The 17,045-nt window shown below is 67.6% G+C and carries 16 protein-coding genes; 6 read left to right on the top strand and 10 right to left on the bottom strand.

The features are described 5' to 3' along the window. Positions 1–99 precede the first annotated feature (99 nt). The 6 genes from AOK08_RS29485 to AOK08_RS48740 all read right to left on the bottom strand — a co-directional run bounded on the left by AOK08_RS29485 (position 100) and on the right by AOK08_RS48740 (position 4,356). Positions 100–1,281 carry a DUF418 domain-containing protein gene (locus AOK08_RS29485; RefSeq protein WP_055531704.1) on the bottom strand — a complete coding sequence of 394 codons (1,182 nt, stop codon included), beginning with the start codon at positions 1,279–1,281 and terminating at the stop codon, positions 100–102. Further along, the gene (locus tag AOK08_RS29480) at positions 1,278–2,174 is read right to left on the bottom strand and encodes an ABC transporter permease (RefSeq protein WP_055531702.1); all 897 of its coding nucleotides are present in this window, start codon (positions 2,172–2,174) and stop codon (positions 1,278–1,280) included. Before AOK08_RS29480 ends, AOK08_RS29485 begins: the two co-directional genes overlap by 4 nt. Further along, entirely contained in the window at positions 2,171–3,088 is a 918-nt protein-coding gene (locus AOK08_RS43775) for an ABC transporter ATP-binding protein (protein ID WP_079054342.1), read from the bottom strand. The genes AOK08_RS29480 and AOK08_RS43775 overlap by 4 nt, the downstream gene beginning before the upstream one ends. Beyond that, positions 3,081–3,347, bottom strand: a complete 267-nt coding sequence (locus AOK08_RS46045) for a hypothetical protein (RefSeq protein ID WP_157876855.1) — start codon at positions 3,345–3,347, stop codon at positions 3,081–3,083. Before AOK08_RS46045 ends, AOK08_RS43775 begins: the two co-directional genes overlap by 8 nt. A 63-nt stretch (positions 3,348–3,410) precedes the next feature. After that, positions 3,411–3,836: a hypothetical protein gene (locus AOK08_RS29475; RefSeq protein WP_055531700.1), complete on the bottom strand. Its 426-nt coding sequence runs from the start codon at positions 3,834–3,836 to the stop codon at positions 3,411–3,413. A 148-nt stretch (positions 3,837–3,984) separates the two neighbouring features. Beyond that, on the bottom strand, positions 3,985–4,356 hold the full coding sequence (locus AOK08_RS48740) for a LuxR C-terminal-related transcriptional regulator (protein ID WP_079054341.1): 372 nt from the start codon (positions 4,354–4,356) through the stop codon (positions 3,985–3,987). A gap of 363 nt (positions 4,357–4,719) precedes the next feature. On the opposite strand from AOK08_RS48740, the gene AOK08_RS29470 reads away from it, so the two are divergent. Further along, entirely contained in the window at positions 4,720–5,874 is a 1,155-nt protein-coding gene (locus AOK08_RS29470) for a helix-turn-helix transcriptional regulator (RefSeq protein WP_055531698.1), read from the top strand. Here AOK08_RS29470 and AOK08_RS29465 read toward each other — a convergent pair. Further along, positions 5,789–6,802: a helix-turn-helix transcriptional regulator gene (locus AOK08_RS29465; protein WP_055531689.1), complete on the bottom strand. Its 1,014-nt coding sequence runs from the start codon at positions 6,800–6,802 to the stop codon at positions 5,789–5,791. The genes AOK08_RS29470 and AOK08_RS29465 overlap by 86 nt on opposite strands. Before the next feature lie 26 nt (positions 6,803–6,828). Then, a complete protein-coding gene (locus tag AOK08_RS29460; RefSeq protein ID WP_079054340.1) occupies positions 6,829–7,812 on the bottom strand; it encodes a helix-turn-helix domain-containing protein in 984 nt (327 codons plus the stop codon). A gap of 339 nt (positions 7,813–8,151) precedes the next feature. Here AOK08_RS29460 and AOK08_RS29455 point away from each other — a divergent pair, with 339 nt between their 5' ends. The 3 genes from AOK08_RS29455 to AOK08_RS29445 all read left to right on the top strand — a co-directional run bounded on the left by AOK08_RS29455 (position 8,152) and on the right by AOK08_RS29445 (position 12,214). Then, complete coding sequence (locus AOK08_RS29455) at positions 8,152–8,505, top strand: Rieske (2Fe-2S) protein (RefSeq protein WP_044472530.1); 354 nt, start codon at positions 8,152–8,154, stop codon at positions 8,503–8,505. A gap of 370 nt (positions 8,506–8,875) precedes the next feature. Beyond that, a complete protein-coding gene (clpB, locus tag AOK08_RS29450) occupies positions 8,876–11,521 on the top strand; it encodes an ATP-dependent chaperone ClpB (RefSeq protein ID WP_055531685.1) in 2,646 nt (881 codons plus the stop codon). 153 nt (positions 11,522–11,674) lie between these two features. Continuing rightward, entirely contained in the window at positions 11,675–12,214 is a 540-nt protein-coding gene (locus tag AOK08_RS29445; protein WP_055531683.1) for a YbjN domain-containing protein, read from the top strand. Between the two features lie 176 nt (positions 12,215–12,390). Here AOK08_RS29445 and AOK08_RS29440 read toward each other — a convergent pair whose 3' ends face one another. Next, the gene (locus tag AOK08_RS29440) at positions 12,391–12,666 is read right to left on the bottom strand and encodes a hypothetical protein (protein ID WP_055531681.1); all 276 of its coding nucleotides are present in this window, start codon (positions 12,664–12,666) and stop codon (positions 12,391–12,393) included. Positions 12,667–12,705: 39 nt separating this feature from the next. Further along, positions 12,706–13,911, bottom strand: a complete 1,206-nt coding sequence (locus tag AOK08_RS29435) for a pyridoxal phosphate-dependent aminotransferase (protein WP_055531678.1) — start codon at positions 13,909–13,911, stop codon at positions 12,706–12,708. A 933-nt stretch (positions 13,912–14,844) separates the two neighbouring features. Here AOK08_RS29435 and AOK08_RS29425 point away from each other — a divergent pair. Both AOK08_RS29425 and AOK08_RS29420 read left to right on the top strand, forming a co-directional pair. Continuing rightward, positions 14,845–15,369 carry a DUF2617 family protein gene (locus tag AOK08_RS29425; protein ID WP_055531675.1) on the top strand — a complete coding sequence of 175 codons (525 nt, stop codon included), beginning with the start codon at positions 14,845–14,847 and terminating at the stop codon, positions 15,367–15,369. Between the two features lie 123 nt (positions 15,370–15,492). Continuing rightward, positions 15,493–17,045, top strand: a 1,553-nt coding sequence (locus AOK08_RS29420) for a polyamine aminopropyltransferase (protein ID WP_055531673.1), incomplete at its 3' end; no start/stop codon positions are given.

Raw genomic sequence — 17,045 nt, 5'->3', positions numbered from 1 at the left:
GTTGGGGTACGCGCTTTCCCCGCAGGGCGACCGCGCAGCCGTTCTCCGGGTACCCGTCGGTAGGTGTTTCTGCCGGGCGGTCGCCCGGCGGGACGCTTGTCATGATCGGGGACGGCCACCCGCGAGCTGTGCCCGGGTGAGCGTACGGAGCAGCCACTCGGCGGGGCCCTGGCGGAATCGCCGGAACCATGCTGCGCTGACGGCGAGTTGGAGGACGTACACGAGGCATGCCAGCCCCACCACCGTGGCCGCGCCGGTACGTCCGTACAGGGAGAGTCCGTACGACGTGGCCACAACGGTCATGACAACGGACTGTGTCAGATAGTTCGTCAGCGCCAGGCGGCCTGCCGGGTTGAGTAGTTGCTCGGTGCGCTCACCCCATGAGGAGCGCAGCAGAAGCAGGATTCCGCAGGCGTACGCGGCTGACAGAGCGGGAGCCGTCAGGATGCCCACGCCAAGCCCCAGGTACTGCCATCGTTCATCCAGTGGTCCCTGCGAAGTGGAGGCGGAGAAAACGGCCCCGGGGACTCCCAACGCGAGTCCTGCGGCCGTGATCCTGACCAACTGGGGGCGGCTCGGGGCGTTCAGGGTGAGGATGCCGACCTTGCCTGCGGCCAGCCCCAGGAGGAACGCGGCGAGTACCCCGGGGGCCATGAGGAAAAAGCCGAGGAAAGCATCGGGCAGCCGGTCCACGTTTGCCTGAAGGACCGTGGCTGCGGTGCCGCGGTACGCGCCCACAGCCACGGCGATCTCCTTCTTGTGGCCGTCGATCTCGCTGTTCTCCCCTGCAGGAAGGGCACCGAGTGTGGTGAGTAGGACGCCGTAGACCACGTAGATCCAGGAGGCGGCCTTGGTGGCGGTCGCCGGGGTGATCCGCCGGACAGCCAGGAGAGCCAGTCCAAGAACGCCGTACGTCATGAGGATGTCACCGTTGTAGAGCAGCACGGCATGTGCCAGGCCCAACATCAGCAGGCCCAGCGACCGGCGAAGGAATCGAGGCGTGATGTTGGCCCCGTTCCGGTCGGCGGAGCTCATCTGCAGGGTGAAGCTGTAGCCGAAGAGGAACGAGAACAGGAGGTAGAACTTGGAAGCCGCCAATGCCATCACCAGCCACACGGCGACCCGGTCCAAGAGCGCCGCACTGGGCTCTCGAACCCCCTCCGACACGTAGGGGTCCATGATCTGCAGGCTGTTCACCAGCAGAATGCCGAGCAGCGCGAATCCCCGCAGCGCGTCGACTGCGGCCACCCGTCGGACAAGCACGGGTGTACTCAGGCTCATGAAGCCTCCTGTCGTCGATAGGCGAGCCATCCACAGGTAGCCACGAGGGCTGAGAACGAGCAGAACACCCCGAGGCCCGGAAGGGGAGCCAGATCACTGCCGATAAGCAGCCGGGTCAGTTCGTCGGGATTCGCCACGCCGCTCATCGCCGCTCGGGCCGCCGCGAATGGAAGCCAGTCCTGGACCCCGGCCATTCCTGGGATCCGCTGGATGACCAGCCCGAAGACCCGTTCCAACAGGAGCGGCCACAGGACGAGTGTGAGTACCGACAGGAGCCGGCTCCGAATGAGCGCGGTCAGGCTGCCTGCCAGAACAGGCAGAAACGTCATGACAATCAGGTACCTCAACAGCGGGCCGCAGGCCCCTGACCAGTGGGGCTGGGCAAGTCCCGTGACGGCAAGGGCTGTCGCACCTCCGATCGCGCTCAGTGCGAGGCCGACGACGCAGATCGCCAGGGAGCCGCCCGCGCCCACAAGGAGTTTGGCCGCGTACGACAGGCCGCGCGTACCGATGGTCAGCCAGGCTGTTTGCGCAGTGCGATGCCTGAACTCCGTCGCGAACGGACCGCTTCCGAGAACAAACACCAACAACCATGCACTGAGGGGTATTTGCATGCCAATCGGATTGAACTGGAGAGAGTCGACCAACTGGGTGACTTCGAGGGAAGGTTGCCCGCTCACCTTCGGTTCGACTGCCTCGGTCGGCAGCAGCACGCCGTTGAGCAGACTCAGGGCGGCCATCGTGGCAATCGCCACCCAAGTGGATCGCAGGCCCTTGAGCCTCATGTATTCGAAGCTCAGAGCGCGATTCAGCGTGGTCCCGGCCAGGGGGGTACCCGGGACCACGCGTTCAGGGGAGGCGGCACGCACCTCGTCGACCTGTGCAGTACTCATCGTCTCTGGAACTCCTGATCAGCGACGGACAGGTAGAACTCCTCTAGGGAGACCTGCCGTTCGTCGAGCCAGTGCAGGGGTACGTGGTGCTCGGCCGCGAGATCTCCGACCTGAGATCGGGAGATTCCGGTGATTTCCGCGGCTCCCGCAGAGGTCGCCCTGAGTGCTCCGCCGTGCTGTTCGACCAATGATTTCAACCGGTCGAGCAGGGGACTCTGAACCCCGATACGTCCTTGAGAGATTCCGGAAAGGTCCGCTATGGATGTTTCGGCAACGATCCGTCCTTTCCCGAGTACGACAAGTCTGTCGGCCAGGTGTCCCATTTCGGCCAGTTGATGGCTTGACACCAGAACAGCCCGTCCCTCGTCGGCGAATCCTCTGAGTAACGTTCGCAACCAATGGATGGAGTGAGGGTCGAGTCCGTTGGTGGGCTCGTCCAGGATCAGGATGCGTGGGTCTCCAAGTAGTGCCTGTGCGATTCCCACGCGTTGGGCCATGCCGAGTGACAAACGCCCGAGGCGCAGCCCTGCGGCTTCCAGCATTCCGACCTGATTCAGCACTTCGGCCACGCGTCTGCCGGGTACCCCGGCTCCGGAAGCCACCATTTTCAAGTGTGCCTGAACCGAGTGTTTGGGATGTCCGGAAACACCACTGAGAACTGCTCCAACGATGCTTGCGGGGGACCGCCACTGCACCAGAGAGCGACCCATGAAAAGTGTCTCGCCACGGCCGCGTAGGAGACCGAGCATCATTCGGATTGCCGTGGTTTTTCCCGCCCCATTCGCACCAAGGAGACCAGTAACCGTAAACGCAGGCAAGTCTAGAGAGATGTCTGACAGTACGGGGTGGCCACAGAATTCCTTGGCGAGGCCATGTGCAGCCAAGAGCGGAAGGGTCTCCTCGCAATCAGCCATGGTTCAACCAGAAGAAGAAGCCGGAGAGTATGAGCAATCCGATTGAAAATGCGCCGCCGACGCCGGGTTTTTGATGTTTCGCCAGACACCGGATCGTCATGGCGGTCGGGGGGATCCAGCCGCAGAAATAGAAGATCCATCCAGCCGCTCTTGCGCTATCGGTGTGGAGCAGATTGAATGAAACGAACGCAGCACAGACGAAGAGTGCCGCTGATCCCCACATATTGTCTGCCACTATCTGGCCGCGCGACTTCTTCACTCGTCTCCCTCGTGGAACGGAGTTCCTCCCGAAAACGTTCGGGAGGAACTCCGATTGTTCGAATCAGATGACCTGGTTAGCCAGCCATTCTATGAGCTCCTGGACGACAAAGCCCGGAGATCCCTTGATCGCCCACTTCACCGGATTGAAGTTCGAGAGGCTGTTGACCCAGTTGTTGAAGGCGACTGCACCCCGCTTCGCGGCCTTCACTGCCGCCTTGAAGAGCGGCTTACTCTTCTCCAGCAGCCTCTGCAGCGCCCCGAGCCTGCCCAGGGCGACTCGCTGCCCTTCAGCCTTGGCCTCAGCCTCGGAGCTGAGTTCGACCTCGGGGTAAAACTCCACCGTGGCCGACGTCGTCGTGGCACTGTGCACCGCCGCGACGGGGGCGCCAGTCGGATGGGCCGTAACGGCCGACGCCGCGGGTGCGGCGATACCAAGGGCTACTGCGGCTGCCACTGAAGTGGCGATGATGCGCGTCTTCTTGCGCATGGTTCCTCCCCGTAATTCCGTTCGGCCGTGCTGCTCGTAGCGCGGCCCGCAGCCGGCCTTCCCGGCTGACAGGAACTACATTTCCGCAGAGCGAGGAGATTTCCCATTGGACTTTCGGGCATTGCCCCTAAGGGCAGTATTTCAAGGTCTAGAGCGCTTTGCCATGCAGGTTGGATATCAGGGCCGCTTCGAGTCGTGATTCCACTCCGAGTTTTCGCATCAGATTTGTCAGGTGAGCCTTTACTGTTCGTTCGGCTATGCCAAGCTTTCTGGCGATTACGCGATTCGACGGACCGCCAGCAAGAAGCGAGAGGACCTGTCTCTCCCGGCTCGTCAACAGATCGAAATCGGGAATCTCTGATGCCGATTGAAAATTTCTGGCAGCCTGATACGGTTCGGTATTTTCCTGCACGCTCAGTCCCTCTGTGTCCTTGTTCCCTGCTGGTGTGTTCGCAGGTCTTGTGCTGTCAGACGGTTGCCTGGCATCCCATCTGGTCGCACCGGTGCGCACCTTCGTCATTCGTATGCGCACACCAATGGGCGATCGGTCCCGCGGGATTCCGCCCGTCCAGGTGTTGGCGGGCGGGCTGTCGGCTCGGCCCCGGCCGGATGGGGACCACCCGGCCGGGGCTGCTTCGGGCGTTCCCCCGTTTCACGCCTTGCGGCGCCCCCGTCTCGCCCTCTTGGAAGCACTGTCAACAATGCCTCTGCGAGCAACGCCCCACCACCGTCAGCTTGTTGCAGGGGCATGGGCGGAGGGGTGGCGAAAGCAGACATAATGCTGGAATTAGGAGGCGTGACGGACCTGGCTGTGTTGCGGACCACGTCCCGGGCCGCGCATAGTGGCGCTGCGAAGTGCTGGAACCAGCGGTGGGACGGTGTGATGGCCGGGCACAGGACGGACGAGCATCCACACGGTGCTGACCGACTGTGCGAGGCCGGGGAGCGCGTGTACTCCCGGGCCGTACGGCGGGGCCGGGTGCGGCGCGAGGACGCGGGGGCGGTGCCGTGCCTGCTCGAACTCGCCCTGCTGCACCCCGACCCCGACGACATGGCCTGGCTGGTGCCGACCTCCCCGCAGGAGGTCATGACCCGGCTGCTGCGCGGTGTCTACGACGAGGTCAGCGCGAGCCAGGGCCGGGTGGGCTCGGCGGTGGAGGCCTTCGAGCGGTACACCGCCCTCGGCGGGCAGAGCCGGCGCGTCGGCTGTGGATCCGGTGCCGGTGAGGCTTCTGGCGGCGGCTCCGGTTGCGGCTCGGGTTCCGGTTCCGGTGAGGGCGCTGCCCTGCGGGTCCTGGACGGGCTCACCCGGATCCAGACGGCGATGGACGAGGCGACCCAGGCGTGCACCACCGAGGTGCTCACCGTGCAGCCGGGCGGCATCCGCCGCGAGTACGAACTCTCCGAGGGCCTGCACCGGGCACTCGAACTGCGCGGACGCGGTGTGCGGATGCGCGGCCTGTACAACCATGTGGCCCGGCACGGCCAGGGACTGCTCAACTACCTGGAACTGGTGGGCGGAGCCGCCGAGGCGCGCACCCTCGACGAGGTGGTCGAGCGGCTGATCCTCTTCGACCGCACGGTGGCCTTCATCCCGGCGAACGCGGACCGTACGGTCGCCCTGGAGATCCGCCACCCGGCGCTGGTCGCGTATCTCGGCACGGTCTTCGACCGCCTGTGGCGGCTGGCGGTCCCGCTGACGGCCGACCTCCCCGACACCGGCATCGAGGGCATCTCGCACCGGGAGCGGTCCATCGCCGCTCTGCTCGCGGAGGGCCACCAGGACGCGGTGGTCGCGGAACGGCTGGGCATCAGCGTACGAACGTGCCGGGCGCACATCGCACGGCTCTCGGAGACCCTGGGGGCGGCGAGCCGGACCCAGTTGGGGGTGCGGATCGCGCAGGCAGGGCTGGACGGGCCGCCGGGCATCGCAGGCCCGGGCGGCGGTGCGCTCAGCCTTCCGGCGCCGATGTCGGCTCCGGAGCTCGCTGACCGCCCTGAGGCTGTTCCGGCTCCAGGATCCCCGACTGCCCGATGAGGTAACCGAGCTGGGCGCGGCTCTGGCTGCCGAGGACGGCGGCGAGCTTGGCGATGTGGACACGGGCGGTACGGATGTTCATGCCGAGGCGGGCGGCGACGGTTGCGTCGGTGTGCCCTTCGACGAGCAGGGCGGCGATGGCTCGTTGGCGGGGGGTGACGCCGTTCACGGTCGGGGGCTGGAGCGCCCGGGGGTACATCGGGGTGGCCAGGCTCCACAGCCGCTCGAAGGCTGTGACGAAGTAGTGCACGAGGGCTGGGTGGCGGACCTCAAGGGCGAGGGAACGGTCCTCGCTGGCGGGGATGAACGCGACGGTCCGGTCGATGACGAGGAGCCGGTCGGTGAGTTCGTCCAGGGAGCGGGCCTCGGCATCGCCCTTCAGCTGTTCGTAGCGGGCACGGACGGCTGGGGAGTGGCGGACCGTGTGCTGGTAAAGAGTGCGGAGCCGGGCGCCCCGGTCGAGGAGGGCCTGGTCGCGGTCCAGGTTGGCCAGGGTCGTGGTGGGGGTGCCCGTGTGGGGCTGGATGGCCAGGAGTTCACCGGTGGCGTCGGCCATGGTTCGGGTGATGACCAGGTTGATCCGGTCGAAGCCGCTGAGGACGCTGATCACGGGTGTTTCGGCCGCCGCGTCCGGGACGTCGACGCGCATGAGCGGCTCGAACGCTTCGGCCAGCAGTGCCTCTTGCCGCCGTTTCCTGGCCGTGTCCTCCGCGCACTCGCGCAGCAACCGGGAAAGAGCCAGTGCGGGGGCCAGCGGGCGCATCTGGCGCGGATCTTCGAGGTCGGGCTGGAGCAGCCCGAAGTCGATCAGGCAGGGGGCCGCCGCGGCCTTGTCTGCTGGAACGAGGCCCTCGCGCAACGCGCTGACGTACAGGCGCATGCCTTCGTTGCACAGTTCCTCGGCCCCGTGTGGGTGCTCCTCGGTCATAGGTGACTTCCTTGTTCCAGTCGCTCTCAGCGATTCTGGTCCAAGATCCCCGACTGGGCGATCAGGAAGCCGAGCTGGGCGCGGCTGCCGCTGCCCAGGGCGGTGGCCAGCTTGGCTATGTGGGCGCGGCAGGTGCGTACGTTCATGCCGAGGCGGCGGGCGATGGCCTCGTCGACGTGGCCCTCGACGAGGAGCTTGGCTATGGAGTGCTGGATGTCGGTGAGGCCGTCGGGCGCGGTTTCGTAGGGGGCGCCCGCGCTCAGCGGGACCGCGCGGTTCCACATGAATTCGAAGACCTTGATGAGATACCGGACCAGGCCGGTGTGCCGCAGTTCCAGGGCGACCTGCCGGTCGTCGCGCACGGGGATGAAGGCGACCGTTTCGTCGCAGACGATGAGGCGCTCGACCAGCTCGTCGATTGTCCGGTACTCCACCTTGCCCTCGGCGAACTGATCCACGTATGCGAGGCGCTCGGGGTTGTAGCGGGCGGTGTGCTGGTACAGCGTGCGCAGCTTCACACCACGTTCGATCAGCGGGCGGTCGCGTTCCAGCCCCTGGAGGAGGCTGCGCTCGGGGCGGGCGCCGCCCTGGCTGGGCTGGACGGTGAGCATCTCGTTCTGGCACTGGGCCGTGGCGAGGTTGAGTGCGGCGTTTATCCGGTCGTTGCCCTCCAGCACGGTGATCCCGTGCGTGCCCTCGGCCGGCTGGGCGGTCAGGGCCATGAACGGCTCGAAGGAGTCGACCAGCTCGATCGAGTGCCGTCTGCGCTCGCTGATCTCGCGTTCTATGGGATCCAGCCGCTGGGTAAGAGCCACTGACGGGGGTACGGGTCGCAGCCAGGTGGGATCGTCGGGGTCGGGCTGGAGGAGGGAGAACTCCATCAGGCACGGGGTGCTCGAAACGTCCGAACGGGCTATGCGCCCGGTGCGCAGAGCGGCTGCATAAAGACGGCTGCCGTCCTCACACAACTCGGTCACCGCATGGGGATGTGTCGCTTTAGTCCGATTCATCGCCAAATCTCCACCCCCCAGGGTCCTGAACGTGCAGGAACATGATGCATCGATTGTGTGGCCATGACGTGCCCGAATGAGCCATCGTCTTACTCGACGGGGGAAAGAGGGACCTTCAAGTGAGGACGAAGCCGATTATGCGTAAGAGAATGCTTCGCTGGGTGCTTGTCGCCGCCTTCTCTGCCGTTGCGACCTTCGGGGCAGTGAGTGGCCTGTCCGGTACGCACGGTGACAGTAAGGCGGACAGTACCTGGCCGCCGCTGGGCACGCATTCCGTGGTTGCCGGTAGCAGTGTCGCGAAGTCTCCCATCGGTCCGTTTGACAGCGTTTGGGAATGACATGACGACTCCACCCGATGATCGTTCCTTCCGCCGCGAAATGGCCACCGCCTACCGCTCCGGCTGGCACTTCATCGACCTGGTCACCGCCATCCCCCACAGCGGTGACTCGCTGATGGTGACCGTGTTCGGAGAGCCGGTCGTCGTGACGCGGGACGACGAGGAGGACGTGAGGGCATACCGGTGTCTGCGGCGGCCTCGGGGGGCGCCGCAGCCAGTACGGTGTGCGATTCGGTACGGAATGATCTTTGTGAACCTGGACCAGCGCGACCACCGGCTGGACCACCCCGACATCCCGGATGTCCCCGGCATCCAGGACGTGCAGACCATCTCAGCCACCCCCCGCAGTGCCTGACGCGATTCCCCCGTCGCAGTAGATCGCTCAGGTGCTTCCCCCCAGCAGCGGCGTCACCGTGACCTGAACACGGTGACGCCGCTGCTGTTTCCGGGGAAATATCAGGACTTGGGCGGGCCGTGAGAGCTCTTGCCCGCGTCCGGTGATGGGCGCGACACGCACCCGCTTGGCTGAAAGTAGCGGTTCCCCGCCCCGAACCCACATCGACTCACACCGTCCATCCGTCATAGGGATGGGCGGTTTTCGGTCTGCCCGGCACATGTCCGGCGCATGCCCGGCAGTGCCCGTCCCGCCTTGAGTGGAATAGACTCAACTTTATGTACGTTGACTGTGTCAGTCACGACCGGGACAGGGAAGGGAGACAGCGACCGTGGACGCCGAGCTGACCAACAGGAGCCGGGACGCGATCAACGCGGCCACCGGCAGGGCCGTGTCCGGGGGGCACCCGGACCTGACCCCCGCGCACCTGCTGCTGGCACTCCTCGCCGGTGAGGACAACGAGAACATCACCGACCTGCTGGTCGCGGTCGACGCCGACCAGGCTGCCGTACGGGCGGGCGCCGAACGCGTACTGGCGTCGCTGCCGAGCGTGACCGGTTCGACCGTCGCGCCCCCGCAGCCCAACCGGGAACTCCTTTCGGTCATCGCGGACGCGGCCGAACGGGCGAAGGAGCTCGGCGACGAGTACCTCTCCACCGAGCATCTCCTCATCGGCATCGCCGCGAAGGGCGGCCCCGCCGGGGACGTACTCTCCCAGCAGGGCGCCGGCGCGAAAAAGCTGCTGGACGCGTTCCAGAAGAGCAGGGGAGGGCGTCGCGTGACCACAGCCGACCCCGAGGGTCAGTACAAGGCCCTGGAGAAGTTCGGTACGGACTTCACGGCCGCCGCCCGGGAGGGCAAGCTCGACCCGGTCATCGGCCGCGACCACGAGATCCGCCGGGTCGTCCAGGTGCTGTCGCGTCGTACGAAGAACAACCCGGTGCTGATCGGCGAACCGGGCGTGGGCAAGACGGCCGTGGTCGAGGGCCTGGCCCAGCGCATCGTGAAGGGCGACGTCCCGGAATCCCTGAAGAACAAGCGCCTCGTCTCCCTGGACCTCGGCGCGATGGTCGCGGGGGCGAAGTACCGGGGCGAGTTCGAGGAGCGCCTGAAGACGGTCCTGGCGGAGATCAAGGACTCCGACGGCCAGATCATCACGTTCATCGACGAACTCCACACGGTCGTCGGCGCGGGCGCGGGCGGCGACTCCGCGATGGACGCGGGCAACATGCTGAAGCCGATGCTGGCGCGCGGCGAGCTGCGCATGGTCGGCGCGACGACGCTGGACGAGTACCGCGAGCGCATCGAGAAGGACCCGGCGCTTGAGCGCCGCTTCCAGCAGGTCCTGGTCGCGGAACCCTCGGTCGAGGACACGATCGCGATCCTGCGCGGCTTGAAGGGCCGCTACGAGGCCCACCACAAGGTGGTCATCGCCGACAGCGCCCTGGTGGCGGCGGCAACCCTCTCCGACCGCTACATCACGTCCCGCTTCCTCCCGGACAAGGCGATCGACCTGGTGGACGAGGCTGCGTCGAGGCTCCGGATGGAGATCGATTCGTCCCCCCTCGAAATCGACGAACTCCAGCGCGCCGTGGACCGGTTGAAGATGGAGGAACTCGCGCTGGACAGGGAGACCGACCCCGCCTCGCGCGAGCGGCTCGACCGGCTGCGCCGCGATCTCGCCGACAAGGAGGAGGAATTGCGCGGTCTGACGGCCCGCTGGGAGAAGGAGAAGCAGTCCCTCAACAGGGTCGGCGAGCTGAAGGAGAAGCTCGACGAACTGCGCGGCCAGGCCGAACGGGCCCAGCGCGACGGCGACTTCGACTCCGCTTCCAAACTCCTCTACGGCGAGATCCCCACCCTGGAGAGGGACTTGGCGGAAGCGTCGAAGGCCGAGGTGGAGGCGTCCCGGAACACCATGGTCAAGGAGGAGGTCGGCCCCGACGACATCGCGGACGTGGTCGGCGCCTGGACCGGCATCCCGGCCGGCCGTCTCCTGGAGGGCGAGACCCAGAAACTCCTGCGCATGGAGGAGGAGTTGGGCCGCCGCCTGATCGGCCAGGGCGAGGCAGTACAGGCGGTCTCGGACGCGGTACGACGGACAAGGGCGGGCATCGCGGACCCGGACCGCCCGACGGGCTCGTTCCTCTTCCTGGGCCCGACGGGCGTGGGCAAGACGGAACTGGCGAAGGCACTGGCCGACTTCCTCTTCGACGACGAGCGGGCGATGGTCCGCATCGACATGTCGGAGTACGGCGAGAAGCACAGCGTGGCGAGGCTGGTCGGCGCCCCGCCCGGCTACGTCGGCTACGAGGAGGGCGGCCAGCTGACGGAGGCGGTGCGCCGCCGCCCGTACAGCGTGGTGCTGCTGGACGAGGTGGAGAAGGCCCACCCGGAGGTGTTCGACGTACTCCTCCAGGTCCTCGACGACGGCCGCCTCACGGACGGCCAGGGCCGCACGGTCGACTTCCGCAACGCGATCCTGATCCTGACGTCGAACCTGGGCAGCCAGTACTTGGTGGACCCGCTGACGCCACCGGAGGAAAAGAAGCGGCAGGTACTGGAGGTGGTCCGCGCGTCGTTCAAGCCGGAGTTCCTGAACCGCCTGGACGACATGGTGGTCTTCTCCGCCCTGGACGGGCAGGAACTGGAGCGCATCGCGGCCCTCCAGATCGACCGCCTGGCCAAGCGCCTGGCCGACCGCCGCCTGACCCTGGACGTAACCCCGGCCGCCCTGTCCTGGCTGGCCACAGAGGGCAACGACCCGGCCTACGGCGCCCGCCCCCTCCGCCGCCTCATCCAGACCTCGATCGGCGACCGCCTGGCGAAGGAAATCCTGGCGGGCGAGGTGAAGGACGGGGACACGGTACGGGTGGACGCGTTCGGGGAGGGGCTGATCGTGGGGCCGGCGGAAGGGTCTGCGGAAGGGCCTGTGGAGGGGCCTGTGGAGGGGCCGGCGACGGGCAAGACGCTTTAGCGGGAAACACCCGCCACGCTGTTTTCGGACGCTCCCGGCAGGCACATGCTGGCGGCTGTTGCCGGTCGGGGGCGAAGCAGGAGAGGGTGGGTACGTACGTCTGGTCTCAGCGATGGCCGGACGAGCCAGACGACTCTGTTGGAGTGTTCACGAATGACCATCGACCCGTCCTCGATTCCGAACTTCGGGGGCCAGCCCGAGCCGCAGCAGCAAGGACCGGCAGGCCCCGTCGTCCCGGACCAGGACCTTGTGAAGCAGCTCCTGGAACAGATGGAGCTGAAGTACGTCGTCGACGACGAGGGTGACCTCGCGGCGCCGTGGGAGCAGTTCCGTACGTACTTCATGTTCCGTGGCGAGGGCGACCAGCAGGTCTTCTCGGTGCGGACGTTCTACGACCGGCCCCACCAGATCGAGGAGAAGGTCGCGCTTCTCGAGTCGATCGACGACTGGAACCGGCGGACCCTGTGGCCCAAGGTGTACAGCCACACGCACGACGACGGCACGGTTCGCCTGATCGGCGAGGCGCAGATGCTGATCGGTACGGGCGTCAGCCTGGAGCACTTCGTGTCGTCGACGGTGAGCTGGGTGCGGGCCGCGATCGAGTTCGACAAGTGGCTCGTCGAGCAGCTCGGCCTGGAGGACGAGATCGCCGCGACCGACGAGGCGGAGAAGCCCGAGGACGACGAGGCGTAGGCGTAGTCCCGCCTGTACGTCCGGTACGCCTGTACACGGAGGAGCCCGGCCGCCACGGCCGGGCTCTCGCCGTTTCCGGTCCCACCCGGCTCCTGGCCACCGTCCCTGAGGCGGCCGGGACCCGGTCGCCGCACTGGTGCTGGCGGCAGAGCGGTGCGGTTCCTGCCGGTCACGGTCTATTCCTGGACAAGGGAAATGAACTGCCAGGCCAGAACGGCGTGCACAAGAACGCACGTGACCCATGCTGCGAACTCGCGCATCCCGCGACGGAACACCGTCGTCCAGCCAATGGCCACCAATAGGACGGCCAGGGCGAATATCGCCCAGGAAATGGTGAGCCATGGTGTGGATGGGGCCGCGAGGAGTCTGATGGCGGTCAATGGCGCGAGAGCCAGAAGGGGTAACGCCCACGTGCCTTCGGTGGCGGCCTGGAGGGGCTTGGTGCCGGTCATCCTCGATGCTCCAGCGGTTCGGTTCGGTTCGGTGTGGTCTCAGGTGGTGAGGCGCTTGAGGCGGGTCACTGCCTCGGTCAGGACGTCGGTCTGCTTGCAGAACGCGAACCGTACGAAGGGGGCGCCCTCCTCGCGGTGGTCGTAGAAGACCGCGTTCGGGATGGCCACGACGCCCGCGCGTTCGGGCAGGGCGCGGCAGAAGGCGAAGCCGTCGCCGTCTTTGGACAGCGCAGCGCCGAGGGGGCGGATGTCGGTGGTGATGAAGTAGGTGCCCGAGGGCTCGAAGACCTTGAAGCCGGCCTCCCGCAGGCCCGCCGACAGCAGGTCCCTCTTTGTCCGCATGTCCTCGCGGAATGAATCGAAGTACGTGTCCGGGAGGGTCAGGGCTTCCGCCACCGCGTACTGGAACGGCCCCGACGCCACGTACGTCAGGAACTGCTTCGCCGAGCGGACCGCCGTCACCAGGTCCGGGGTGGATGTGACCCAGCCCACTTTCCAACCGGTGAACGAAAACGTCTTCCCGGCGCTCCCGATAGAGACCGTCCGTTCGCGCATCCCCGGGAAGGAGGCCAGCGGCAGATGTCCGGCGTCGTCGAAGACCAGGTGTTCGTACACCTCGTCGGTCACCACCAGCAGGTCGCGTTCCACGGCGAGCTGGGCGATCGCGGTCAGTTCGTCGCGGGTCAGGACCGTGCCGGTGGGGTTGTGGGGGGTGTTGATGAGGAGCAGGCGGGTGCGGGGGGTTACGGCCGCCCGGAGTTCGTCCAGGTCCAGGCGGAACGCGCCCTCGTGCGGGCGCAGGGTGACCGGCACGCGTGTGCCGCCCGCCATCGCGATGCAGGCCGCGTAGGAGTCGTAGTAGGGCTCCAGGGCGATCACCTCGTCACCCGGCTCCACCAACGCCAGCAGGGTCGCCGCGATGGCCTCCGTCGCGCCCGCCGTCACCAGGACCTCGCGGTCGGGGTCGTACGAGAGTGCGTACCGGCGCTGCTGGTGCGCGGCGATCGCCGTCCGCAGCTCGGGGACGCCCGGGCCCGGCGGGTACTGGTTGCCGCGGCCGTCGCGCAGCGCCCGTACGGCCGCCTCCCGGATCTCCTCGGGGCCGTCGGTGTCCGGGAAACCCTGGCCGAGGTTGATCGAGCCGGTGGTGAGGGCGAGGGCCGACATCTCGGCGAAGATCGTCGTCCCGAACTCGGCGAGCCTGCGGTTGAGGAAGGGGCGTGCGCTGCTGGTCATGGTCGTCATCCTGCGCCGAAGCTCTGGACTTCCTCAACTCTGCTTTGGCAGGTGAGACGAGCGGGCATCCCCCCGTCACGCAAGAGCGTGAGGCGCCCACGGGGGGCCGCCTCGGGGGAAAGAAAGGAGGGCGACGCCATGACCATAGTCATGCTCGTCCTTGTCATCCTGGCGGTCATGTTCATCATCGTGACCTTGGCGGTCCGGTCGGCACGGAGGTCCCGGTCGGTGAGCCGGGTGAGCCGGGTGAGCGGCGGGAGCCGGAGCCGGAGCCGGAACTCGAGCGGGGACAGCTGGTGGGCCGGAGGAGCGGCGGGTGCCGCTGACTCCGGGAGCAGCTCGTCGTGCGGGTCGAGTTCCTCCTGCGGGTCGAGTTCCTCCTGCGGAGGCGGCTCGTCCTGTGGCGGCGGATCGTCCTGCGGGGGAGGCGGGGGCGGATGCGGTGGAGGCAGCTGACACGGGGCAGCTGAGCTCCGGAAGGGGGAACCGTATCCGGACCGCGGGATGAGCGCCCGCCTGGACGACACGCGTATACGTGGTGCATACACGTCGTGCATGCACGTCATGCGTACACGTCGTCCCGGCGGGCGCTCGTACGCCCGCTCACGGGCGTCCTTCGCACGCTCGGGCGTACGCCTCGGTTGAACAGTTGAGCTGAGAAGCCCTCTGAGGGATGGAAACCCCACGAAGTTGGGTAAAAACGCTGTGTCGGCGCCACCGTTCATGATTCCCTCTACATCACCAACACAGCCCCTCGCGCGCCCCTTGCCTGCCTCTGGGCGTTCCTGATGACTGGGCTGCTCTTCCGGTGTCGACCCGTGTCGACCGGAGCGCACCGGACCCCCACCCCGCACATCATGACCTTGTACGTCGTCACCCTGCCCGTCGTCACCTTGCTCACCCAGACCTCCCCTCCCTTTTGCGTGCTAGCGGAGCCGATCCATGCTCACGACCCTGAACACCACCTACACCGACACGCGTGCGGCCGACCTCGCCTGGGCCCTGGGCCGGGAGCCGTTGCCCGCGCTCGCCACCCTCGACCTCGAACTGGCGGACGTGAAACTCCAGTTGAGACTCCTTGGCGCCTCCCACCAGGTGCTTCTGGAGGAGCGACAGGGCATCTGTTCGGAGACGGTCGCGTGCATCCCGGGTTCCAGCACCCCTCTCCCGCTCGGCGTGGCCAAACGGGTGGACGACTGGGAGTACGAGTTCGCGGCGAGAGTCGAGGTCTTGTCCCCGGGGTCGTTCGCGGGACGCGCCCAGGAGCTGCTGGCCCTGGTCGCCGACCATCCCCACGGCCTGGCCGGCGTCTTCCCTGGCAGCCCGCACGCCTTCACCGCGATGCTCGCCCAGCGGTACGAGGGCCAGGTCCACTGGCGGACCTGGCACGCCTATCCGCAGGACGGGCAACTCGTGGCGACCAGGACACGGGTGGGGGTACGAGTGGCGGCTGCCCTCCAGCGGTGATGGCCTGTGGCAGCGGTAGTGGCTTGTGGCGCAACGGGCCTTCACACCAGGTTCCTCCGCATAAACAAAGACCACACGTGTGGGTGACGAAGCGTGCCGAGTGTGTGACGTAGCGTTCCCAGCGTGATCGAACCGCACGTGCCGGCCCCGCCGGGCCTTCCCCCGTCCTGGGGCCGCCCCGCGCGGCTGCCCGTCCGGCCCGGCGCCGGCCGGTTCCTGGTCCTCGCCGGCGCCTTCGTCTGTGCGGCCTGCGGACTGGTGTACGAACTGGAGCTCGTCGCGCTCGCCTCCTACCTGATCGGCGACTCGGTCACCCAGGCGTCCGTCGTGCTCTCCGTGATGGTGTTCGCCATGGGCATCGGCTCGCTCGCCGCGAAGCGTCTGCGCTGCCGTGCCGCCGCCGGCTTCGGCGCGGTCGAGGCGGCGCTCGCGCTGGTCGGCGGATGCAGTGCGATGGCGCTGTACGCGGTGTTCGCGTGGACCGGCGACTGGGGCGGCCTGTGGGCGAACGGCCCCCGCGTGCTGCTGGTGACCTTCTCCCTCGCCATCGGACTGCTCATCGGCGCCGAGGTGCCGCTGCTCATGGAGCTGATCCAGCGCATCCGCCGCCAGGACGCGGGCGGTGCCGTGGCCGACCTGTTCGCCGCGGACTATGTGGGCGCGCTGGTCGGAGGCCTGGCCTTCCCGTTCCTGCTCCTCCCCTGGCTCGGCCAGCTCACCGGCACCCTGCTCACCGGCACGGTCAACGCGCTGGTCGGCGGCGCCCTCGTCCTCGGCCTGTTCCGGCGGGACCTCACCCCGCGCGCCCGCTGGCTCCTGGTGGTGGCCAACGTGACCGTGATCGGGGTCCTGGCCGCCGCCGCCTTACTCGTCGACGATTTCGAACGCGCCGCCCGGCACGCCATGTACGGCGACGACGTACGTGTGGCGCTGCGGACCGGCGTACAGGAGGTCGTTCTCACCGGTGGCACACGCGGCCGGCCGCTGAACCTGTTCCTGGACGGCCGGCTGCGGGTCGGCGGGGCGGACGAGCTGCGCTACCACGAGGCGCTCGTCCACCCCGCGATGGACGGCCCGCACGCGCGCGTGCTCGTCCTCGGCGGCGGCGACGGGCTCGCCGCGCGGGAGGTGCTGCGGTATCCGGGCGTACGTCGGGTGGACGTCGTCGAACTCGACGCCGCTGTGGTGCGGCTGGCGCGCCGGGATCCGGCCCTCGCCGCGCTGAACGCACACGCGTTCGACGATCCGCGCGTCCATGTCACTACGGCGGACGCCTTCCGGCTGCTGCGCGGGGCGCGGGCCGCGTACGACGTGGTCATCTCGGATCTGCCGGATCCGGCCGGCACGGCGAGTACGAAGCTGTACTCGCAGGAGTTCTACGGGCTGGCGCGGCAGGTGCTGACCGACGGCGGCCGGCTGGTCGTGCACGGCGGGCCGGTCGCCGCCCGGCCGCGCGTGTTCTGGACCGTCGAGACGACCATGCGGGCCGCCGGGTTGCGGACGGTGCCTTATCGCGTGGTCGCCGACGCCGCCGGTCCGGGGCATACGGGGGTCGCGAATGAGGGGGTGCGGGCGCCGCGGGACTGGGGGTTCGTGGTGGCGACGGGCGAGGGGGGCGCGCCCCGGCCGCGAGTGGACGGGCCCGCCGTGCCTCGGCTGCGGACGCTCAGTCAGGC

It is taken from the genome of Streptomyces graminilatus (assembly GCF_001418565.1).
Classification (GTDB): domain Bacteria; phylum Actinomycetota; class Actinomycetes; order Streptomycetales; family Streptomycetaceae; genus Streptomyces; species Streptomyces graminilatus.
This window is presented reverse-complemented; position numbering and strand designations above follow the sequence as displayed.